Here is a 15,232-nt window from a genome sequence, read left to right on the forward strand (position 1 = left end):
CGCGCACCACAGCCGACGGCGACCTAGGGTGAACGGATGGCCTCTCTCTCGGATCCCGACGTGCGCGAATTCCTCACCCACGGCACACGAACGGGCAAGGTGTCGTTCGTAGCGGCCGACGGCAGGCCGATGGTCACGCCGGTCTGGTTCATCCTCGATGGTGACGCGTTGGTCTTCAATACCGGGAAGTCCACCGTCAAGGGCAAGGCGTTCGCGCGCGACGCGCGCATCGCGGTGTGCGTCGACCTGGAGGAGCCACCGTACTCATCGATCCAGTTGCAAGGCACCGTGACGCTCTCCGAGGACCCGGACGAACTGCTGCGCACCGCCACCGAGATCGGTGGACGCTACATGGGCGCTGACCGGGCCGAGGAGTTCGGCAAACGCAACGGCGTGCCAGGCGAACTCGTCGTCCGGCTCCGGCCTTCGAAAGTGATCGCACACTTCGACGCGACGGCCTGACTTCCCGATTCGGGCCTCACTCCCGGGGCAGCAGCGTCCCCAGCGGTCCGAGGTCGATATTGAGATCCTCAGGAGTCAGCCCGAAGTGGTTCCGCAACTCTTCCATTCGCTCCTCGAGCAGCATCAGGGTGGTGCCGATCCGCTCGATCTGCGTGTCGCTCAGGTCGCCTTCATCCACCCGCCGCAATGCCTGCCGCTCCATCAGTTGCCGGAGTAACTCCACCAGGGTGAGTACGAGCGTGACGAGCCCACGCTCGACGGATTCCGGATTCGAGTCGATATGTGGCGGAATGCCGTCGAATTCAGTCATCGCTGTGCGGCTCCAGCATCTCGCGCGGTGCGGCGGACTCGAGTGGCTTGGCGGAAAGGGGAGTGATGGAGGAGATGAGAGCCCGCAATGAGATCTGCACCATGTCGACATCCGCCAGGGAGAGCCTGATGTCGCCCGAGATGACGACCCCGCCCGCCAGCACCCGGTCCAGGAGGTCGATGAGGGCGATGCGGCGCTCCCCGTCGGCGTGCCTCATATGGGCTCCCGTTCCACGCCGGCGAACGAATACGGTGGCCACGGGCCGGTGAGCTCGAGCCGGATACCGGGATATTCCTTCCCGAGTTCCCTGACTGTCGAGACGAACTCGTCGGCGCGCTCGTCGTCCACCAGATAGGTGCCGTTGAGCACCATCCAGTCCCGCCTGCCACTCAGCGCGGGATCGGTCGCGGCCTGACGTCGGCCGCCGGCGGCATGCCTCACCAGGTGCGCGTGGATCTCGTCGGCACGTGTCGCGGCGTCACGTTCGACGGTCTCCTGCGCGGACAGCTGCGCTTTGCGACGGAGCAGATATGCCGTGCCTGCGCCTATGTCGCTGCTCGTCGCCTTGGCGTCGGCCACCGCGGCGGTAAGGGCGTCACGGTCGCCGTAGGCTTTGACGCCCCACTCCGTGCGGTCGGTCACCAACTCGAGGGCCGACCGGAAGTCCGTCCGCCGCTCGTCGAGCAGGCCGAGGACTCTGTCGTCGTCGAGGTAGACGGTGGCCAGGCGCAGCGGGACAGCCGGGCCCCGTCGCGCGACAGCGGAGACGACGGTGTCATGGGCCCGGGCCGTCGCCTCCAGCCATGTCAGATCTTCCAAATTGCGCCGCAGCGGTTCCTTCCCGAAAACCTCGAGTGGGACCGTACCGACGACGGCCGCCAAGCCGTTCGCGATCACAACGCGCACTGCCTCACCCGCCACGCCGGTCACGTGGCCCAGCTCTTCCGCGGCGCCGCCGTCGACCGTCACCGCGTACAGCCACACCCCGACACCGTCAGTCACGGTCCTCCTCTTTTGCCGGTTGGCGGGCGCGCTCGATGGGTGTGTGGCGGTCGCGTCCGGCTTCGAGTTCGGCGATCCGGTCGCGGAGTTCGCGGTTCTCGAGTTCGAGGTCCCGATCCTGCCGCTCGAGTGTGCGGGCTTTGCTGTTGAGCCAGGGATCGGTCTCCCACCAGTCGATTCCCACCGCCTTCGCCGTCTCCAGCGAGGCGATCACCAACCGCAGTTTGATGGTGAGCAGTTCGATGTCGAGCAGGTTCACCTGGATGTCACCGGCGATCACCAGGCCCTTGTCCAGAACCCGTTCGAGGATGTCGCCGAGATTCGTCGACTGGTGTCCGCTGCCGTAGGGCTGCGGCATCGACGATTCGCCCCCGGCTACCGTCATGTCCGAGTCCTTCCGCTGATGTCGCTGCTACCGCGGCTGTAGCGCTTGGTTCTGCGGTAGGCCAACAGGTTCCCGTCCAGGTCGATCTCCACCTCGTACAGCGCCATCATGTCCGCCGACGTCGGGATGCGGCGGTCCTCGAGCACCTCGACCTCCACCGTCCACCCGTGGTCCGCCGGCTCCACGGAGGTAGCCCCCTGCGCTTCCTTCGCGGTCAGCTCCATAAGGTGGTCGATCGCCGCACCGGCGGCCTGCGCCGCGGTCAGGGGAGGGGGTTCGGACTCATGGGTGGTTTTGCCGGTCACGCGGGTCACTCCTTCCCTTCGGACGGCCGGACCATCCGGTCGAGGACCGCCTGCTGCGCGGCCGCGTGTTCCTCCTTAGACAGGTGACCCGCTGCCATGGCCTGATCGATCTCCTCCAGTTCCCGCCGGGCGATCGCCGGATCGTGGAGTTGCTGCTCGACCTGGTCCTGGATCACTTCACCCAGCCAGATCACGCCACGGACCGGGGCGAACGGCAACGAGAGGATCGACGAAAGCAGACCCATGCGTCAGCCCGCCGGTTCCCGCTTCATCACGAAGTCGTAGGCCGCCATCGGGCCGAGCAGACTGATCTCCACGCGGCCGTCCCATTCCTCGGCGAGTCTTCCCAAAGCCTCCTCGAGTTCGCCCTGCCGAGACATTTCGATGAGGACCGCGACGTGGACGGCGTCTTCCTCATGTGTGGGGTTCCGCTCGCTGACAAGGGGTTCGAGTGCGTCGAGCGCGGCTGTGACCCGGTGGGTGTCCTCGGCCCGCTTGGCCTCGATCGCCTGGTTGATGATCTCGCCCAGCGCCATCCGGGCATCCCGGGTGGCGTCTTCGGGCTTGTCGTGGATTTCCTCCCGCAGCCGCGCGGCCTCGGAGTCCTCGTTCACCAATTCACGCAGGATCGCCTTCTCGACGTAGCGTCCCTTGATCACGAACTGCGCGCGACCCTCCAGTTCCTCCAACGCGGCATGGAACTCGTCGTAGTGAGCCTCGAGCAGTTCCTTCTCCACTGCGTCCGGGTCGGACATGACCGCACCGAACCGGAGCGGCAGCACCGGCGTGACAGCCGCGGAACCGTCCAGCAGTTTCGCGTGCGCTGTGAGGTCGCTGGGCGTGCCGAGTGGCCGATCGACCGAAACCTCGCTGATCAGCGCGGCGATCTCGCCGTGGCGCACCGTCGAGACGTCGCTCGGCGGATCTCCGACACCGGGGGCGTGCTCTTCGGGCTGCACATCGGCCGGCACGATGCCGTACACGTACACCCCGGCGGTCTGTCCGCGTTCGCGGTCCGGCGCCGTGGTGGCTTGCTGGGTGGGCATCATCTCTCCCTTCGTTTCGATGACCGGTTCGCCGTTTGGCGCTTGTCCTCCACGTCGTCGAGAAAGTTCATGACCTTCTCGCCCGCGGCCTCGATAGCGCCTTTGGTCTTGTGTTTGGCGCCGCCTTCCGTGATGTCGCCGACCAGGTCGGGTAGGCCCTTCGGTTCGGTGTCGGAAATTTCCAGCCGGTTGACTGCCTCGGCGAACCGCAGGTAGGTGTCAACGCTGGCCACTACGACCCTGGCGTCGATGGTCACCAATTCGATGCCGACCAGCGACACCCGCGCGAACGCGTCGATGACCAATCCCTTGTCGAGAATCGTGTCGATGACTTCGGCTAGGCCCGAGGAGTTCGGGCGGGCCATGGTGCCTGCGCCCCCTCCACGGCTGGCGGGTTCGATTGTCATGTTCGTCCTCCTTGCTTGTCCCCCGATCGGGTTCTGGGTGTGGTGGTGTGCCGGGCCGCGGGTCGGCGACGGGGCGACTCGGGTTCGCCCTCCTCCTCGTCGACGGATTCCTCGTCTTCGGGGACTTCGTCCTCGAGTTCCTGGTCTTCGTCTTCCGTCCCCTCGCCTTCGGCGCTGTCCTGCTCCTCGCGACGGGCGGTCTCGTCGTCCTTGACGACTTTCTTGTCGTGGATCTCGCCGTGCCAGCCGTCGATGTCGTCGGGGTGCAGCAGGCTCTCGGTCATGACGTGACGCTGGAAATGCTTCAGCTCCAGGCGGGCCCGGCGGCCGACCGCATGCCAGAGGTTGGCGGTCTTTTCGAACAATCCGCGGGGGTGATATTCGAGCACCATGATGACGCGGGTCAGATCGGGGGCGAGCTCATGGAAGGTCACCGCGCCGTCGATGTAGCCCTTGTCGCCCTTCGAGCGCCATACGATCCGCTCGAACGGCACCTGCTCGAGAATCGTGGACTGCCAGGTCCGTCGGGACCAGAACACCTTGCCTGTCCACTCGAGCTTTTCGTCGGCGGCCTGTTCGACCTGCTCGACCTTCTTCATGAACTTCGGGAAGTCCGCGAACTGGGTCCACTGGTCGTAGGTGAGCCGGATCGGAGCGCCGACGTCGACCTGTTCGACGATGTTCGTCAACTTCAGCTTCTTGCCGCCGGAGCCCTTTCCCTTACCGCCGACAAGTGATTCCTTGACACCTTGGAACGTTTCCTTGGCGGTGTGCTTGATTCCCTCCATTCCGGTGCTCATGGCCGCCCGCATCGGCGATTTGCCCTCGGCGAGCTTCTCGATGCCGGTCACCGCCGACAGCAGATTCCCACCGTCGCCTTCCGCGTACTTGTTCAGGCGTTCGGCCGTCCCGGACATGGTGTCCGAGAACCCGGCCAGCGCACGTCCGGCCAGGGTTCCCGCGAGGTCCTGCAGCGATTGCTGCAGGTGCCCGGTGGGGCTGACATCATGGACCTTTCGCTGAGCGCTTCCGGCCGCGCCGGTCGCAGCCTTCCCGACCCGGCCCGCGGTGTCGGCGGTGGTCTTCCCGACCCGGCCCGCGGTGTCGGTGGCGGTCTTGCCGACCTGGCCCACCGTGTCGGTGGCGGTCTTACCCACCTTGCTGGGAACGTCTTCGAGAGATTTCCGCACCATCTGATTCACCTCCGCGTACGCCGTACCGGCGCATGCTCTGTGGTGTCAGCGTCGGCGCGTACCCGACGCCGACCGGGCGTAGCCGACGCCCGGCCCCCGGAGCCGGACGCCTTGTCCGGTCCCCGCGAGCGGGACTCACCGGCTCGGGTTCGCCCGGTGCGCGCCGCAGGCCGGGCACGGGCGGGCGCCCGGGTCTCCTGGTCGCCGTCGTCTTCGTCGGTCTCCTCGACGTCGATGTCCTCTTCTGGTTCGCCCTCGTCGTCCGGGTACTCGTCCTCCAGATCCTCCTCGTCGGATTCGCGTTCGTAGTCGTCGCCGGCGTAGTCGTCCTCGGAGGTTTCGTCGTACTCATCCTCATCTCGGCCCGAGGTGAGCTCTCGAGATTCTCCCGGTTCTTCGTCCGCTCCGGTTTCCGCGGCTCGTTGCTGCAGGCGGGCGTTCAACGAATCGATGCGGTTGCTCGCGGCGGTGACCGCCGCCGCCCGCGCCGCACCGAGCAATTCGGCGCGGACCGTTTCGGTGATCTTGGTCAGCTCCGGGGACGAGCGGATCAATGAAGTCCCTCGCTGCAGCAGCTCCTGCGGCCCTCCCGAAGACCGCCTGGCCAATACCGCGCCTCCCAGTGACAACGCCAGCCGCATCTTGCGCGTGCGGCCCAGGACGTAGCCGACTCCCACCCCCGCCGCTATTCGTGCTCCACCCTTCACGATGATCACTCCTTGCATGCTTTCGACTGCGACTCGCCGAACAGCGGGTTCATCAGTGGCACCACGTGCTGATAATTGCCGGGTAGACCACATCGGCTCCGGCAAACCTCCCGCGTCCTTATCTAGTCGTGGTATTTCCGCCGGTCGGCACCTGAGTCATAGGCGACATACGGCCGCCCGCGGCGAACCGCGAACCAGCTGGCGACGTCACCGAGATCGTCGTCCGGTACACGAGTGCGGATCGCGAGGAATTCGGGAGCACAACGGCATGCCTGGCGGGTCGGTGGGGCCGGTGTCCCGCGAGGTCATCGCACACGTCGAGGTGACGGCCTGAATACACTCACCGCATGACCGTGCATTTCATCGGCGCGGGGCCGGGCGCCGCGGACCTGTTGACCGTGCGAGCGGTCACTCTGCTGCGAAGCTCTCCGGTGTGCCTCTATGCGGGCACCTACCTCGACCCCGAGGTGCTGGCGCATTGTGCCCCGGACACAGAGCTGATCGATACCCAGCATCTGGACCTGGACCAGATCACCGGCCATCTGGTGCGCGCCACCCGATCGGGGAAGGACGTGGCCCGGTTGTGCTCGGGCGACCCATCGCTCTATTCGGCGCTCACCGAACAGACCCGAAGGCTCGACGCGCACGGTGTCTCCTGGGACGTCACGCCGGGCGTGCCCGCCTATGCCGCCGCGGCGGCGCTGCTCGGCGCCGAGCTGACCGTGCCCGAACTCGTGCAGTCTGTCGTGCTCACCCGCACCCAGGCCCGCTCGACCGCGATGCCCGATTCGGAAGCCCTGGCGAACTTCGCCGCCACCGGCGCCACCTTGGTGCTGCACCTGGCCATCACCAGCATCCGTGCGCTGGCCGGCGAGCTGGCCGCCGACTACGGCCCGGACTGCCCGGTGGCCGTCGTATACCGCGCCAGCCAGCCCGAACAGCGGATCCTGCGCGGCACCCTGATCGATATCGCCGACCAAGTCGAGGTTGCCGGATTGCGGCAAGCCGCGGTGATCTTGGTAGGGCGTGCGCTGAGGTCCACCGCGCACTGCGCCGAATCCCACCTCTACAACCCGGCCCGACTGCGCCACTTCTGACCCGCTGGTGCCCCGATGTCACGCCGAGGAACGGTGTGAGAACGACAACAGCTCATCATCGGACCGACGAAACCCACCCTGCCTGCGTTGATGCGTATCAGCTATAACGGTTGGTTGGTCGGGTGCGCGCGGCGACGGTAGATTGATCCGGTGATCCGCAGTGACAGTCCCGGCACAGCCGGTCAGTGGCCGTTGGGCACGGTCGAGCCCATGTAACAAGGTTTGCCTAGTGGACAGATAGTTCAAACGAACATTTTTTGCCTGATTGATGAGAACAGAACACCGGAGACGTAGGCGCCACGCTTGGATGGGTGGGCGCCGCGTCCGGGTGTTGGCGGGGAGCGCTTGCGTGGTGTTCCGGAAGCGAGGTTACGGTTGAACCGGCTGGATTTCGGCGGAAACAGCGAAACTGGTGGCGAACGGGCACATGCCAGTTCGAGCGAGTACTTCCCGTTGTCGCCCGCGCAGCTGGGGATTTGGTATGCGCAGCATGTCGATCCGCACGTACCGATCAACATCGCGCAGTATGTCGATCTGCATGGTGAACTCGATCTGGAGGTCCTCCGCGAAGCCCTGATTCGTGCCTCCGATGAGCTGGGCTCGGGCTTCCTGCGCATTGTCGAGCGCGACGGCGAACCGTATCAGTACATCGACTACACCATCCCGGACAGTGACAAGGTCTATTACGTCGACCTGCGCGGTGAGGCCGACCCGGAGGCTGCCGCGATGGCGTGGATGCGCGCCGAATACGGCCGCCCCCTCAATCTGACCGAAGACCGGCTGATGCGGATCGCGGGCCTGCAGCTCGCCGACGACCACTGGTACTGGTACCTGCGCTCCCATCACATCGCGCTCGACGGCTTCGGCGCGATGACGAATCTGGGCCGGGTCGCCGAGCACTATACGGCGATCCTGAACGGCACCGAGGCAACGCCCGCCAAGGCCACCGGCCTGCGCACGCTCTATGACCAGGAGATCGCCTACCGCGGCAGCACCCGGTTCGACTCCGACAAAGCGTACTGGGCCGAGCGGGTCGCTGGACTAGAGGACGGCACCAGTCTGGCCGGTCGGTCGGCACCGCCTGCGCCGCTCAACGGAGTCTCCAGTGCCCTGTTGTCCGATGAGCAGAACGCGCTGTTGGAAGACGCTGTCGCCCGGCACGACTCGTCGTCGGCCGGGTTGCTGTTGGCGGCTTTCGCCGCATACCTGGCGCAGTGGACCGGCACTGAGGACGTCATTTTGAGCCTGCCGGTGACCGCCCGCACAACTGCGGCCATGCGCCGTTCGGGTGGTGTGTCGTCGAACATCGTGCCGTTGCGACTGCGTGTAAGGCACGACACCACCGTTGCCGAGCTGCTCAAGCAGGTGACGGTGGAGGTGTCCGGCGCATTGCGGCATCAGCGTTACCGGCATGAGGACATCCGCCGTGATTCGGCCGGTGATGGCGTGGTGACCACCGAATTCTTCGGTCCATGGGTCAACATCATGCTGTTCCACGACCAGATCACGATGGGCTCGATGGTCGGCACGATGAGTGTGCTGTCGACCGGCAGCATCGAGGATCTGGGCGTCAACTTCTACCAGTCGGTCGCGGGCACCCGTCCACGCATCGACTTCGAGACCAACCCGAACCTCTACACCGAAGACGAGGCGCGCAGGCATCACGACCGTTTCCTCGAATTCTTCGACCGCTTGGTCGCCGCAGACGCGGACGCGACGGTGTGGAGTTTGGACGTCACCACCTCGGGCGAGCGTGAGCGGACCTTGCTGGAGTGGAACGACTCCGAGGAGGAGGTCCCGGAAACCACGCTGGCGGCGCTGCTGGACGCGCGAATGCCCTTGACGCCGGAGGCCATCGCCGTCGAGTTCGAGGGCGCGACGCTGACCTACGCTGAGTTCGACGCGCGGGTAAATCGGCTTGCCCGCTTCCTGATCGCCGACGGCGTCGGCCCGGAATCGCTCGTCGCCCTCGGGATGCGCCGCTCGCTGGAGCTGGTGATCGGCATGCACGCGGTACTGAAGGCCGGTGGCGCGTATGTGCCGATCGATCCGGATCATCCGGCCGACCGCACCGCCTACATCCTCGACAGCGCCGCGCCGGTATGCGCGCTGACGCTGTCCTCCGACAAGCTGGAGCTACCCGAGTCGGTACGCCGGGTGGAGATCGACACTCTCGACGTGTCGGAGTACTCCGCCGGCCCGGTGACCGAGGCCGAGCGGCTCGCGCCATTGCGCCCGGACAATACTGCCTACGTCATCTACACCTCAGGCTCGACCGGCCGCCCCAAGGGCGTAGCGGTCACCCACCACGCGATCGTCAACCAGCAGCTGTGGATGCTCGACGAGTACCGGCTGACCGCCGAGGACGTGTATCTGCAGAAGACCGCGACCACGTTCGACGTGTCGCTATGGGGCTACTTCCTTCCGTTGATGGTGGGCGCCAAGCTGGTTATCGCCGCGCCGGATGGGCATCGCGACCCGCTCTACGTGGCGGACACGATCGAACGGCACGGGGTCACCGTGACCGACTTCGTTCCGTCCATGCTCACAGTGTTTGTCGCGCACGCCACCCCAGCCCAATGTGCCACGCTGCGCGCGGTTTTCGTGATCGGTGAGGCGCTGCCGCCGGAGACAGCGGCGAAGTTCAGGGAGATCACCGCCGCGCCGGATGGTCGTTCCACAGGCTCCGCTCCGGCCGGGTTGCACAACCTATACGGCCCGACGGAGGCCGCGGTCTCGGTGACCTACTGGGAGGCGACGGCCGCCGACAAGATCACCGTGCCGATCGGCATCCCGGAGTGGAATGTCCAGGTCTACGTGCTGGATTCGCGACTGCGACCCGCCCCGATCGGCGCAACGGGCGAGCTGTACCTGGGCGGGCGGCAGCTCGCCCGCGGTTACCGCGGGCGCCCGGACCTTACCTCGGACCGGTTCGTCGCGAACCCGATGTCGCAGAGCGGTGAGCGGATGTACCGCACCGGCGACTTGGTGCGCTGGACCGACGCCGGGACGCTGGAATATATCGGCCGTACCGACTTCCAGGTGAAGTTCCGTGGCCAGCGTATCGAGCTGGGCGAGATCGAGACCGATCTGCTCGCCCACCCGACGGTCAGCCAGGCCGTGGTGCTCGTCATGGACACAGCGACCGGCCAGCAGTTGGTCGCCTACGTCGTTGCGGCGCCCGGGCAGACTGTCGACTCGGTAGAGCTGGTCAGGTTCGCGGCCGAGAAGTTACCGAGCTACATGGTGCCCGCATCGGTCATGGTGCTGGAGGCCTTCCCGCTCAACACCAGCGGCAAGCTGGATCGCAAGGCGCTGCCGGAGCCGGTGTTCACCGCGGACGCGGCTGGGTTTCGTGCGCCGCGTACTCAGGCGGAGCAGATTGTGGCGGGCATCTTCGCCGATGTGCTGAGTCAGGACCAGATCGGCATCGACGACAACTTCTTCGATCTGGGCGGCAACTCGCTGGTCGCCACCCAGGTGGTGGCGCGGATCGGCGTGGCGTTCGGTACCCAGATCGGGGTGCGCGCGCTGTTCGAGACCCCTACCGTCGCCGGGATCGCGGCGCGGGCCGAGAACGCCACGCCCATCGACGCCGCTCGCCCGCCGCTGGTGGCTCAGCAGCTGCCGGAGCGGGTGCCGCTGTCGCTGGCGCAGCAGCGCATGTGGTTCATCAACCAGTTCGACCCGACGGTGCCGACCTACAACCTGCCGTTCGTGGTGCGGTTGCGCGGCCAGGTGGATTTGGAGGCGCTGCAGCCCGCCCTGCTCGACATGATCGAGCGGCAGCAGTCGCTGCGCACAATCTTCCCCGAGTCCGGCGACGGCGGCTACCAGCAGGTGCTGCCGGTCGACCAGGTCGACCTCGGCATCGTGGTGCAGCCGATCGATGAAGCCGAACTGCAGGGCGCCCTAGCCGAATTCGCCGCGCGGGGCTTCGACGTATCGCACGAGCTGCCGATCCGCGTGCGAGTCTTCGCCGTCACCGGCGGGCGCAGCAACGGCACCGCCGACTACGCGGTCGCGTTCGTCGTGCATCACATCGCGGCCGATGGTTTCTCGTTCGGCCCGCTGGCGCGCGACGTGGGCGCCGCCTACCTGGCCCGCGCCGCAGGTATGGCGCCGACCTGGGCGCCGCTCCCGGTGCAGTACCAGGACTTCAGCGTCTGGCAGCGCGAGCTGCTCGGCGCCGAATCCGACCCCGCCTCCATGGCCGCCCGCGAAATCGCGTACTGGCGGACAGCTCTGGCGGGTCTGCCAGATCAGCTGGATCTGCCCGCGGACCGTCCGCGTCCGCCGGTGCAGAGCTTCCACGGCAGCCGGGTGGGCTTCGAGATCGACGTCGAGCTGCACCAGCGCTTGGTCGCGCTCGCTCGCGCGCAGGGTGTCAGCCTGTTCATGGTCATGCACGCCTCGCTGGCCGTGTTGCTGGCCCGGCTGTCGGGTACCACCGATATCGCAATCGGCACGCCGGTCGCGGGCCGCGGCGAGCAGGCGCTCGATGATCTGATCGGCATGTTCGTCAACACCCTGGTGCTGCGCTCGGATGTGGATGGCGAGCAACCGTTCACCGAGCTGCTGGCCCGCACCCGGGAGACCGACCTGGCGGCCTTCGCCTACGCCGATGTGCCGTTCGAGCGGCTGGTTGAGGTGATCAACCCCACCCGCTCGCAGGCGCGGCATCCGCTGTTCCAGGTGATGTTGTCGTTCCAGGAGATGTCGCACGCGACCCTGGAGTTGCCGGGTCTGTCGGTGACCGCCGCCGAACTAGATGTCGATATCGCCAAATTCGATCTGCAGTGGACGGTCACCGAGGAGCGCGGTGCGCACGGTGAGCCCGCGGGCATGGCGGCCGTGGTGTCCTTTGCCACCGACCTGTTCGACGCCGAGACCGTCACCGAATTCGGGCGCCGCTTCCTGCGTGTGCTCGAATCGGCTGTCACGGCACCGGAATCCAAGGTGCACGACATCGACATTCTCGATGATGCGGAGCGTGCCCAGGTTCTCACCGGGTGGAACCAGACCGCCCGCGAGGTACCCGCGGCCACGCTGGTGTCGATGTTCGAGGCGCAGGCCGCCCGGACCCCCGAAATGATCGCGCTGACTTTCGAGGGGACAGGTCTGTCCTACGCCGAATTCAGCACCCGGGTGAATCGCCTTGCGCGTCACCTGATCTTGCTCGGCGTCGGGCCGGAGTCGATGGTTGCGCTCGGCATGAGCCGATCCCTCGAGCTGGTGATCGGCATGTACGCGGTGAGCGTGGCCGGTGGCGCGTATGTGCCGTTGGATCCGGATCATCCGGCCGACCGCACCCGCTATGTGCTGGACACGGCTGACCCGGTGTGTATTCTCACCACCTCTCGCGACGGCTTCGATGCGGGGTCGGTCACCACGATCGACATCGACGAACTCGATCTGAGCGAATACGCCGAGGCCGTGGTCACCGACGCGGAACGTATTGCGCCGCTGCGGCCGTCGAATACGGCGTACGTAATCTTCACCTCCGGTTCGACAGGTCGCCCCAAGGGCGTCGCTGTCTCGCATGCCGCGATCGTCAACCGACTGGTGTGGATGCAGGCCGAATACGGCCTGAGCGCGGATGATGTGGTGCTCCAGAAGACCCCGGCGACCTTCGACGTGTCGGTGTGGGAGTTCTTCTGGCCCTTGCAGATCGGTGCCCGTCTGGTCGTCGCTCGTCCGAACGGTCACCGCGACCCGGGTTATCTGGTCGATGTCATTACCGAAGAACGGGTCACCACGGCGCATTTCGTGCCGTCGATGATGTCGGTCTTTGTGGCCGAGGTCGGCGCGAACGAGTGCCGCAGCCTGCGCACTGTCTTTGCCTCGGGTGAGGCGCTGCCCGCCGCGACCGCACAGCGGTTGCGGAAGCTGACTGGTGCGCGCCTGCACAACCTGTACGGACCGACCGAAGCAGCGGTCGATGTGACGTATCACGAGGTCGTTGACACCGACACCGCGTCGGTGCCGATCGGCGCACCGGTATTCAACACCCAGGTGTATGTGCTGGATTCGCGTCTGCACCCGGTGCCGGTGGGTGTCGCGGGTGAGCTCTATCTGGCGGGCGCGCAATTGGCCCGCGGTTACGTCGCGCGCCCGGATCTGACCAGCGACCGATTTGTTGCGAACCCGTTCGACCCGGCCGGTTCCCGCATGTACCGCACCGGTGACTTGGTCACCTGGACCGCCGACGGTGAGTTGGAGTACCTGGGCCGCACCGACTTCCAGGTCAAGCTGCGCGGTCTGCGCATCGAACTCGGTGAGATCGAGACGGCCTTGACCGGCCTCCAGTCCATCGCCCAGGCAGTCGTGTTGGTGCGCTCGGACGACCGCCTCGGCGATCAGCTGGTCGCATACGTTATTGCGGCCTGGGGCCATTCGATCGAAATCGAAAGCGTCCGCGCCGAACTCACCGGCGAACTGCCCGCCTATATGGTTCCGAGCGCCTTCGTCGTGCTCGACGAGTTCCCGCTCAACACCTCCGGCAAGCTGGACCGCAAGGCCCTGCCCGCACCGATCTTCGAGGTCAAGAGCTTCCGCGCGCCCTCGACCCCAATCGAGGAGATCGTCGCGCAGATCTTCGGCGAGGTCCTCGGCATCACCCGCATCGGTGTCGACGACGACTTCTTCGAACTCGGCGGCAACTCCCTCAGTGCCACCCAGGTCGCTTCCCGGCTCGGCATCGCACTCGATACCCGGGTCCCGGTGCGCATGCTCTTCGACGCTTCCACCGTCGGCGCGCTGGCCGCTCGCGTGGAATCGCACGCCGGCGATGGTGCGCGCAAGGCGCTGGTGGCGCGCGAGCGCCCGGAGGAGGTACCGCTGTCGCTGGCCCAGCAGCGCATGTGGTTCCTCAACCGCTTCGACACCGGTTCCGCGCTGTACAACATCCCGATCGGCATCCGCCTTTCCGGTCAGCTGGACGTGGCGGCGCTCCAGGTCGCCATTATCGACGTGATCGACCGGCACGAATCACTGCGCACCGTCTTCCCGGAAACCAACAGCGGCCCGGTGCAAGTGGTGTTGGACGCCGCGCAGATCGTGCCGGACCTGACCCCTGTGCCGGTGACCGAGCACAACCTGATCGACCATGTGGTCGAGCTCGCCTCCATGGCGTTCGACGTGACCAGCGAAGTGCCGTTGCACGCACGGCTTTTCGAGATCAGTGAGTCCGAGTACGTGCTCGGTATGGTGGTGCACCACATCTCGGCCGACGGCTGGTCGATGGGTCCGCTGGCCCGCGACGTCATGGTGGCCTACGCCGCTCGCACGTCGTGGGAGGCGCCCGCTTGGTCGGCGCTGCCGGTGCAGTACGCCGACTACGCGCTGTGGCAGCGCGAGGTGCTCGGCTCCGAGGACGATCCGAGTTCGCTGATCTCCACTCAGATCCGGTACTGGACGCGCGAACTCGCCGATCTCCCGGACGAGTTGGTGCTGCCGTCGGATCGGCCACGACCGGCCACCGCCTCGTACCGCGGCGGTACCTACCCGTTCGTGATCTCCGGCGAGACCCAGCGAGCACTGGTCGAGCTGGGGCGCGGGCACAACGCATCGCTGTTCATGGTGCTGCACAGCGCACTCGCGGTGCTGCTGGCCAGGGCGAGCGGGACCAGTGACATCGCCATCGGCACTCCCGTCGCCGGCCGCGGCGAGGCCGCGCTGGACGACCTGATCGGCATGTTCGTCAACACTCTCGTGCTGCGCACCCGGGTGGACGGCGCGTCCAGCTTCGCCGACCTGCTCGCCACCGCGCGCGAGGCCGACCTGCACGCGTTCGCGCACGCGGACGTGCCGTTCGAGCGGCTGGTCGAGGTGCTCAACCCGGCCCGATCGCAGGCCAGGCATCCGTTGTTCCAGGTGATGCTGACCTTCCAGAACACCAGGCAGGCCAGCCTGGAGCTGCCCGGTCTCTCGGTCAACGGGGTCGACTACGACGCCCGGCTCGCCAAGTTCGATCTGCAGCTGACGCTCTCGGAGACCGAGGACGAACAGGGTGACGCGGCAGGTATGTCGGCCGAGTTCTCCTACGCTCTCGACCTGTTCGACGAAGCGACGGTCGCCGTGTTCGCCCGGCGTCTGGACCGGATTCTGGCAGCTGTGACTGCTGATCCGAGTATGCCGGTCGGCGATATCGACGTGCTCGCGCCGGAGGAACGTGCGCGGGTGCTGGCCGGTTGGAACGATACTGCGCGTCCGTTGCCTGGCGGGACGTTGGTGTCGTTGTTCGATGCGCAGGTCGCGGCGACGCCGGATGCGGTGGCGTTGGTGTTCGGGGACGAGCGGTTGACTTACCGTGAGTT

At 66.5% G+C, this 15,232-nt stretch carries 13 protein-coding genes; 3 read left to right on the top strand and 10 right to left on the bottom strand.

Going from position 1 to position 15,232, the window contains the following annotated elements:
- Window positions 1-36: 36 nt before the first annotated feature.
- Window positions 37-462, top strand: coding sequence for a PPOX class F420-dependent oxidoreductase (locus AB0H00_RS26730; protein WP_357271564.1), 426 nt, complete (start codon window positions 37-39; stop codon window positions 460-462).
- Window positions 463-478: 16 nt separating this feature from the next.
- Here the strand turns inward: AB0H00_RS26730 and AB0H00_RS26735 are convergent, their stop codons facing one another.
- The 10 genes from AB0H00_RS26735 to AB0H00_RS26780 are packed head-to-tail and all read right to left on the bottom strand — an operon-like array spanning window position 479 to window position 5,817.
- On the bottom strand, window positions 479-772 hold the full coding sequence (locus AB0H00_RS26735) for a gas vesicle protein K (RefSeq protein WP_357271567.1): 294 nt from the start codon (window positions 770-772) through the stop codon (window positions 479-481).
- On the bottom strand, window positions 765-989 hold the full coding sequence (locus tag AB0H00_RS26740; protein WP_357271570.1) for a gas vesicle protein: 225 nt from the start codon (window positions 987-989) through the stop codon (window positions 765-767). Before AB0H00_RS26740 ends, AB0H00_RS26735 begins: the two co-directional genes overlap by 8 nt.
- The gene (locus tag AB0H00_RS26745) at window positions 986-1,774 is read right to left on the bottom strand and encodes a GvpL/GvpF family gas vesicle protein (protein ID WP_357271573.1); all 789 of its coding nucleotides are present in this window, start codon (window positions 1,772-1,774) and stop codon (window positions 986-988) included. Before AB0H00_RS26745 ends, AB0H00_RS26740 begins: the two co-directional genes overlap by 4 nt.
- Window positions 1,767-2,159, bottom strand: a complete 393-nt coding sequence (locus AB0H00_RS26750; RefSeq protein WP_357271576.1) for a gas vesicle protein — start codon at window positions 2,157-2,159, stop codon at window positions 1,767-1,769. Before AB0H00_RS26750 ends, AB0H00_RS26745 begins: the two co-directional genes overlap by 8 nt.
- Window positions 2,156-2,464, bottom strand: coding sequence for a gas vesicle protein (locus AB0H00_RS26755; RefSeq protein WP_357271579.1), 309 nt, complete (start codon window positions 2,462-2,464; stop codon window positions 2,156-2,158). The genes AB0H00_RS26750 and AB0H00_RS26755 overlap by 4 nt, the downstream gene beginning before the upstream one ends.
- A gap of 5 nt (window positions 2,465-2,469) precedes the next feature.
- Window positions 2,470-2,709: a gas vesicle protein GvpG gene (locus AB0H00_RS26760; RefSeq protein WP_357271583.1), complete on the bottom strand. Its 240-nt coding sequence runs from the start codon at window positions 2,707-2,709 to the stop codon at window positions 2,470-2,472.
- 3 nt (window positions 2,710-2,712) lie between these two features.
- The gene (locus AB0H00_RS26765; RefSeq protein ID WP_357271586.1) at window positions 2,713-3,510 is read right to left on the bottom strand and encodes a GvpL/GvpF family gas vesicle protein; all 798 of its coding nucleotides are present in this window, start codon (window positions 3,508-3,510) and stop codon (window positions 2,713-2,715) included.
- Window positions 3,510-3,917 (bottom strand): gas vesicle protein GvpJ, encoded by a 408-nt coding sequence (gvpJ, locus tag AB0H00_RS26770; protein WP_357271589.1) that lies wholly within the window; start codon window positions 3,915-3,917, stop codon window positions 3,510-3,512. Before gvpJ ends, AB0H00_RS26765 begins: the two co-directional genes overlap by 1 nt.
- Window positions 3,914-5,110, bottom strand: coding sequence for an SRPBCC family protein (locus AB0H00_RS26775; RefSeq protein ID WP_357271592.1), 1,197 nt, complete (start codon window positions 5,108-5,110; stop codon window positions 3,914-3,916). The genes gvpJ and AB0H00_RS26775 overlap by 4 nt, the downstream gene beginning before the upstream one ends.
- Before the next feature lie 5 nt (window positions 5,111-5,115).
- Window positions 5,116-5,817 (bottom strand): hypothetical protein, encoded by a 702-nt coding sequence (locus AB0H00_RS26780; protein ID WP_357271595.1) that lies wholly within the window; start codon window positions 5,815-5,817, stop codon window positions 5,116-5,118.
- Window positions 5,818-6,164: 347 nt separating this feature from the next.
- Between AB0H00_RS26780 and cobM the strand changes: the two genes are divergently transcribed.
- Window positions 6,165-6,914, top strand: a complete 750-nt coding sequence (gene cobM / locus AB0H00_RS26785; RefSeq protein ID WP_357271598.1) for a precorrin-4 C(11)-methyltransferase — start codon at window positions 6,165-6,167, stop codon at window positions 6,912-6,914.
- Between the two features lie 375 nt (window positions 6,915-7,289).
- Window positions 7,290-15,232: amino acid adenylation domain-containing protein (locus AB0H00_RS26790; protein ID WP_357271601.1), on the top strand; the 7,943-nt coding region annotated here is incomplete at its 3' end.

It is taken from the genome of Nocardia sp. NPDC023852 (assembly GCF_040639505.1).
In the GTDB taxonomy this organism is placed as follows: domain Bacteria; phylum Actinomycetota; class Actinomycetes; order Mycobacteriales; family Mycobacteriaceae; genus Nocardia.

Coding starts and splice junctions, on each gene's coding strand:
- AB0H00_RS26760 (WP_357271583.1), bottom strand. CDS start 2,709: ATGGGTCTGCTTTCGTCGATCCTCTCGTTGCCGTTCGCCCCGGTCCGT.
- AB0H00_RS26765 (WP_357271586.1), bottom strand. CDS start 3,510: ATGCCCACCCAGCAAGCCACCACGGCGCCGGACCGCGAACGCGGACAG.
- AB0H00_RS26750 (WP_357271576.1), bottom strand. CDS start 2,159: ATGACGGTAGCCGGGGGCGAATCGTCGATGCCGCAGCCCTACGGCAGC.
- AB0H00_RS26775 (WP_357271592.1), bottom strand. CDS start 5,110: ATGGTGCGGAAATCTCTCGAAGACGTTCCCAGCAAGGTGGGTAAGACC.
- gvpJ (WP_357271589.1), bottom strand. CDS start 3,917: ATGACAATCGAACCCGCCAGCCGTGGAGGGGGCGCAGGCACCATGGCC.
- cobM (WP_357271598.1), top strand. CDS start 6,165: ATGACCGTGCATTTCATCGGCGCGGGGCCGGGCGCCGCGGACCTGTTG.
- AB0H00_RS26730 (WP_357271564.1), top strand. CDS start 37: ATGGCCTCTCTCTCGGATCCCGACGTGCGCGAATTCCTCACCCACGGC.
- AB0H00_RS26735 (WP_357271567.1), bottom strand. CDS start 772: ATGACTGAATTCGACGGCATTCCGCCACATATCGACTCGAATCCGGAA.
- AB0H00_RS26740 (WP_357271570.1), bottom strand. CDS start 989: ATGAGGCACGCCGACGGGGAGCGCCGCATCGCCCTCATCGACCTCCTG.